Origin of the sequence: Desulfonatronospira sp. (genome assembly GCA_003563255.1) — a bacterium.
Lineage (GTDB): Bacteria > Desulfobacterota > Desulfovibrionia > Desulfovibrionales > Desulfonatronovibrionaceae > Desulfonatronospira.
Genome location: PWSL01000414.1, coordinates 1 through 4,921, shown reverse-complemented (window position 1 = coordinate 4,921; position 4,921 = coordinate 1). Strand labels below are relative to the sequence as shown.

Annotated in this window: 6 protein-coding genes and 1 pseudogene; 5 read left to right on the top strand and 2 right to left on the bottom strand. The window is 48.8% G+C overall.

What is annotated here, in order from left to right; genetic code table 11:
• From QZP87_RS12130 to QZP87_RS12120, 3 genes are all read left to right on the top strand, one after another.
• The coding region (locus QZP87_RS12130; RefSeq protein WP_291323187.1) for a hypothetical protein at positions 1-184 on the top strand (184 nt) is incomplete at its 5' end.
• A gap of 74 nt (positions 185-258) precedes the next feature.
• Positions 259-588, top strand: coding sequence for a helix-turn-helix transcriptional regulator (locus tag QZP87_RS12125; RefSeq protein WP_291323186.1), 330 nt, complete (start codon positions 259-261; stop codon positions 586-588).
• Positions 575-1,834: a type II toxin-antitoxin system HipA family toxin gene (locus QZP87_RS12120; protein WP_291323185.1), complete on the top strand. Its 1,260-nt coding sequence runs from the start codon at positions 575-577 to the stop codon at positions 1,832-1,834. The genes QZP87_RS12125 and QZP87_RS12120 overlap by 14 nt, the downstream gene beginning before the upstream one ends.
• Before the next feature lie 263 nt (positions 1,835-2,097).
• Here the strand turns inward: QZP87_RS12120 and QZP87_RS12115 are convergent, their stop codons facing one another.
• Positions 2,098-3,555, bottom strand: a complete 1,458-nt coding sequence (locus QZP87_RS12115) for a protein adenylyltransferase SelO (protein ID WP_291323184.1) — start codon at positions 3,553-3,555, stop codon at positions 2,098-2,100.
• A gap of 492 nt (positions 3,556-4,047) precedes the next feature.
• Between QZP87_RS12115 and QZP87_RS12110 the strand changes: the two genes are divergently transcribed.
• Together QZP87_RS12110 and QZP87_RS12105 are read left to right on the top strand one after the other, a co-directional pair.
• On the top strand, positions 4,048-4,251 hold the full coding sequence (locus QZP87_RS12110) for a hypothetical protein (RefSeq protein ID WP_291323183.1): 204 nt from the start codon (positions 4,048-4,050) through the stop codon (positions 4,249-4,251).
• Positions 4,252-4,254: 3 nt separating this feature from the next.
• Complete coding sequence (locus QZP87_RS12105) at positions 4,255-4,524, top strand: type II toxin-antitoxin system RelE/ParE family toxin (RefSeq protein WP_291323182.1); 270 nt, start codon at positions 4,255-4,257, stop codon at positions 4,522-4,524.
• A 206-nt stretch (positions 4,525-4,730) separates the two neighbouring features.
• On the opposite strand, the pseudogene QZP87_RS12100 reads toward QZP87_RS12105, so the two are convergent.
• Positions 4,731-4,921: pseudogene (locus tag QZP87_RS12100) on the bottom strand (phosphate ABC transporter, permease protein PstA); the annotation flags it as partial.

Genomic DNA, 4,921 nt, shown 5'->3' with positions numbered 1-4,921 from the left:
GCCTGCAACGAAGTTGCCCGTGCCAAAAAAAAAATTCTTAGGCACGGGAAGCCTTCAGGCTTCACACAGGTGCTCCGCACACACGGTTTTGAAGAATAAAGAGACCAATTTTGCACATTTTGCGTCAAACGCGAAATGTGAAATAACCATGAATTTCAGGCTTGACGTATTCTTTATCTTCTGAAAAAGTACGTCCTACACATAAGACAAAAATGGCTACAGGTCTTATAAATAAGACATTTAGAGGTGGAGACCGAAATGAAGGTACGCACGTATTCACGCTATACCCTGCGGGCAATAAGCCTGCTTGCAAAGCTTATAAAAACCGGCAGGCTCGAAAAGCGCATAAAGACACAGGAACTGGCTGAACGAGCCGGTATTTCCCGAGACCTGCTATATCGTATAGAAAAAGGGGATCCCAGGGTCGAACTTGGAGTAGCCCTTGAAGTTGCGGCCATTGTTGGCGTGCCTCTTTTCTCGGCAGATATGAGCGAGATCCAGGAACGAAGCAAGCAGGCATCAGAAAAATTGGCACTACTCCCCAGGGCTGTCCGCAATCGCCGAATGAAAGCAAATGATGATTTCTAAAAGCTCAAAAAACGATACACAGAATGAGGTTTATGTCTGGATCTGGCTTCCGAATCAAACTCATCCTGTAGTAGATGGGCGTCTGGCGCCATCAGCCCAGGGCCTCCAGTTCAATTATGGACGAAGTTATCTGGAAAGAAAAGATGCCATTCCCATTTATCTGCCGGAATTGCCGCTGCAGCCCGGGGTGCTGCCTTTGCCCCCGGGGCTTTCCATGCCCGGCAGTCTGCGTGACGCATCGCCTGATGCCTGGGGTCGTCGTGTCATCATGAACTGCTTGCTGGGCATAAAAAACCAGGACGCGGACACAGCCAGGATCGATGAGTTGACCTATATGCTGGAATCGGGCTCCGATAGAGTCGGTGCTGTGGACTTTCAAGCTTCGCCCAGTGAATATGTTCCCAGAATGGCCGGGCAGGCGAAGCTGGAGCAGCTTCTAGAAGCGGCTGACCGTGTTGAAAAAGGCATGCCCCTGCCTTGGGACCTGGAAAAGGTGCTCATTCACGGCACCTCTTTGGGCGGAGCACGCCCCAAGGCTCTGTTGGACAGTGACGATGCAAAATATATTGCAAAATTTTCAAGCAGTACCGACTTTTTCCCTGTGGTAAAGGCAGAGTTCATAGCCATGAGGCTGGCTGCTCTTTGCGGCATTGATGTGGCCGGGGTTAAGCTGGTCAAAACCCTGGGCAAAGACGTACTCCTGGTCCAACGCTTTGATCGCCGGAAATGTGACACCGGATGGCTGCGAAAAGGGATGATTTCCGCCTTGACTCTTCTGGAACTGGACGAAATGATGGCTCGATATGCCAGTTACGAAGACCTGGCGGAAATCGTCCGCTACCGTTTCACTAAGCCCAAAGCCACGTTGCGTGAACTTTTTTCCAGGCTGGTTTTTAATGTCCTGTGCAGCAACACAGACGACCATGCCCGTAACCATGCCGCTTTCTGGGACGGTTCGCATTTAAGTCTTACACCGGCATATGATATCTGCCCCCAACTCCGCACCGGACAGGAGGCAACCCAGGCCATGTTGATTTCAGGACACAATCGTTTCAGCCGGTTAGATGTTTGCAGAGATGCTGCACAACAGTTTCTTCTGTCAAAAACAGAAGCTCAGACCATCATGGATCACCAGATAGAAACCATCCATCAATATTGGAATCCGGTCTGCGAAGAAGCTGAATTGCCTCAAGCAGATAAAAACCTGTTGTGGTCAAGACAGTTCTTAAACCCATATTCCATTTGACTACGTATCTGTTTAGCGCTTTGCATATGGCATGGGGACTGGCTCATCCGGGACCCACTTGTCCCAGAAATCGAGTCATTTTGAGCACAAAATGATGCTTAAGTGGGTCCCGGAGTGCCTGTCCCCTGCTTTCCTTAAAAGCGCTAAACAGATACTTGACTACAGCATTCTCTGCAGCTTGTTCCGCACCAGGGTTACGCGGGGACTGTCCCCAGTCACGCCAGAGGCGTGATTCCGGCACCCCCTGATTGCTTACCACAGATTCAGGTTCCACAAAAAGTGTTGGCCACCACTTCTTCAGGCCGGGGAGGCAGAGTATAGCTTTTGAAACCCTCCTGCTCCAGGTAAGGATTCTTCAGAAGCTCATTCATTTCATGAAAAAGGCTGAAATCGCCCATATTGGCGGCCTCAATTATCTCCTCAATCTTGTGATTGCGAGGAATGAACACCGGATTGTGCTCATTCATCCTGTTTTTTATCTCTTCCGGGTCCAGTCCCTGCTGCATAATCCTTCTGCGCCACCTGTCACAGAAATCCTTTAATTCATTACCGGGACTGAACCACCCTGGATAACTCCCTGAGTTTAAAAGCTCTGCAAGATTTCTGAAGCTTTGCGTATAGTCCAGCCTTTCCCTCTCCAGGTAGTGCAGCCAGTCTTTGACCAGTTCTTTGTCCTGCTCCCCGGAATGGTCAAATATACCCAGCTTGCAGCACATTTTCTCATGGGCCCTGCCCTCCAGAAATTCCTGAGTGCTCATCAGCTCATTTTCCAGAATGCGCACAGCTTCTTTACTCTCATGGGGCATGAGCGGCAGCAGACATTCCCCCAGCCTGGAAAGATTCCAGAGTACTATGGGCATCTGGTTGGAATATGCATATCGCCCGCCCTGGTCGATAAAACTGTACACCCGGTCATGGCTGAACTCATCCATAAAGGCGCACGGTCCGTAGTCTATGGTTTCTCCGGCCACGGACATGTTGTCTGTATTCATAACTCCATGGATAAAGCCCAGGGCCATCCAGCCGCTCACCAGTTCAGCCTGCAGCCGCCCTGCTTTTGCAAGAAAAAGTACAGGGGCGTCTGGTTCACCTTTGATTTCGGGATAGTGCCTTTGAATGGTATAATCCAGAAGGGTTTTCAGGCTTTCATGGTCCTGCCTGGAAGCAAAATACTCAAAGGTGCCGATGCGGATATGACTTGAAGCAACCCGGGTCAGGACCGCTCCGGGCATGGCTTTGTCCCGGTAGACCTGCTCGCCGGTCAAAACAGCTGCCAGGGACCTGGATGTGGGCAGGCCCAGGTGATGCATGGCCTCACTTACCAGGTATTCCCGCAAAACCGGACCCAGGGGGGCTTTGCCGTCCCCGCCCCGGGAAAAAGGGGTTCGGCCTGAGCCTTTAAGCTGCAGATCAAAACGCTGTCCCCTGGAATTTACCACTTCCCCCAGCAGAAGCGCCCTGCCGTCTCCCAGGCTGGGCACAAAGCTTCCGAACTGATGTCCGGCATAAGCCAGGGCAATGGGATCAGAACCCGGCAGCTGCCTGTTGCCGGAAAAGCAATCAGCAATCTCTTCTTCCGAATATTGCAAGTTCTCCCAGCCTAATTCATCAGCCAGATCACTGTTCCACTTGATGAGCCGGGGGCTGGGGACCGTGGCCGCTGCCACCCTGGCATAAAAATTTTCCGGCAACCCGGCATAACTATTATCAAATCTAAACATATGGTTTTCCTTGTGACAGGTTTAAAGTTTATTTGTGTAAATTATGGATTATGGGTAAAATACAATCACATTGACTGATGCACACCTGATACATAGTTCATAACCCAAAATCCTACTATCAATAATAATAACTTTTACCACTCAAGCAAGTTTTTAACGGTTAATGACCTATCCCGCAAACCCTGTCACAAAAATATAAACTTCCAGCAAAGACGGGGAGCCAGCGCCCGGCACTTCTTCACACTTTGCGTCAAGCGCGAAATGTGAAGGTGGCGTAACTTATGAGATACCTGCCTGGAGGGACAGTATAAAAGAAAGGCTTTACCAGCTTTTCGGACAGGTAACCTTGCATGGCTCCGACACCCCATGAATGGCTACCAATTCACTTGCTTCAGAACAAAATTTGAAGTACAGGTTACAAGCAGAATTAAACCCCATTCTCCCAAATATAACCACATTTTTTTCACCTCAATGTGCAAGGAGTCTGACCCCATGGAAATTAAGGATATCTCCAGAAATGATCTCAGGGAAATAATAAAAGAAGCTGTTGCAGAGGTATTGACCGAAAGAAAGGATTTACTGGAAGAAGCAGTGTCTGAAGCTATTTTAGACATGAAGCTGGGCTTGGCTATGGAAGAAGCTGATACCGGAGAATATGTCTCTGAAGAAAGTGTACTAGCCAGGCTCAAGGCGTGAGAGATGAAGGTTCTCTATACCAAAGGATTCAGCAAAGATCTTGACGGAATCATTCATAATGCAAGCCTTAAAAAACGTCTTGTAGATATTTTAGAAAAATTACAGCAGATTGATTCACCGCAAGACATGAAAAGTATCCGGAAGATCCAGGGATACTCGGAATACTATCGGATTCGCATAGGCGATTATCGCCTGGGTATTAAAATTACCAGGAATTGTATTGAAGTGCTGCGTTTTTTACACCGCAAAGATATATATAAAAACTTCCCATAGCAGGGAAGAAGTGTAAATGACCGCGATCATCTTTCCCTGTCCTCGCGTATCATTTCTGAAACATCAGGCATTGCTCTTGAACCTAATCTGCTTCTCCAGGCCCTGGCAGTTGACGTGCCCTTGACCAGCCTTGCTTCCTGCTCCAACTTGTTTCCGGATCATTTTCTTCCTGTGTTTTTTTTCAGAAAGTGTTGACTCCATGAGCACTACAGCCTTCTCTGCATCTTGTTCCGTACCAGTATAGCGACTAAGTTCAGTCCCAGAACCAGGAACATGAGTGTCAGTGCAGTGCCGTACTGCAGAGGTCTGGTCTGGTCTATGTTGACACCGGCTGTGGCCAGGACATAGATGTGATAAGGCATGGCCATGATTTCATCGAAAATCGAACTGGGGATCT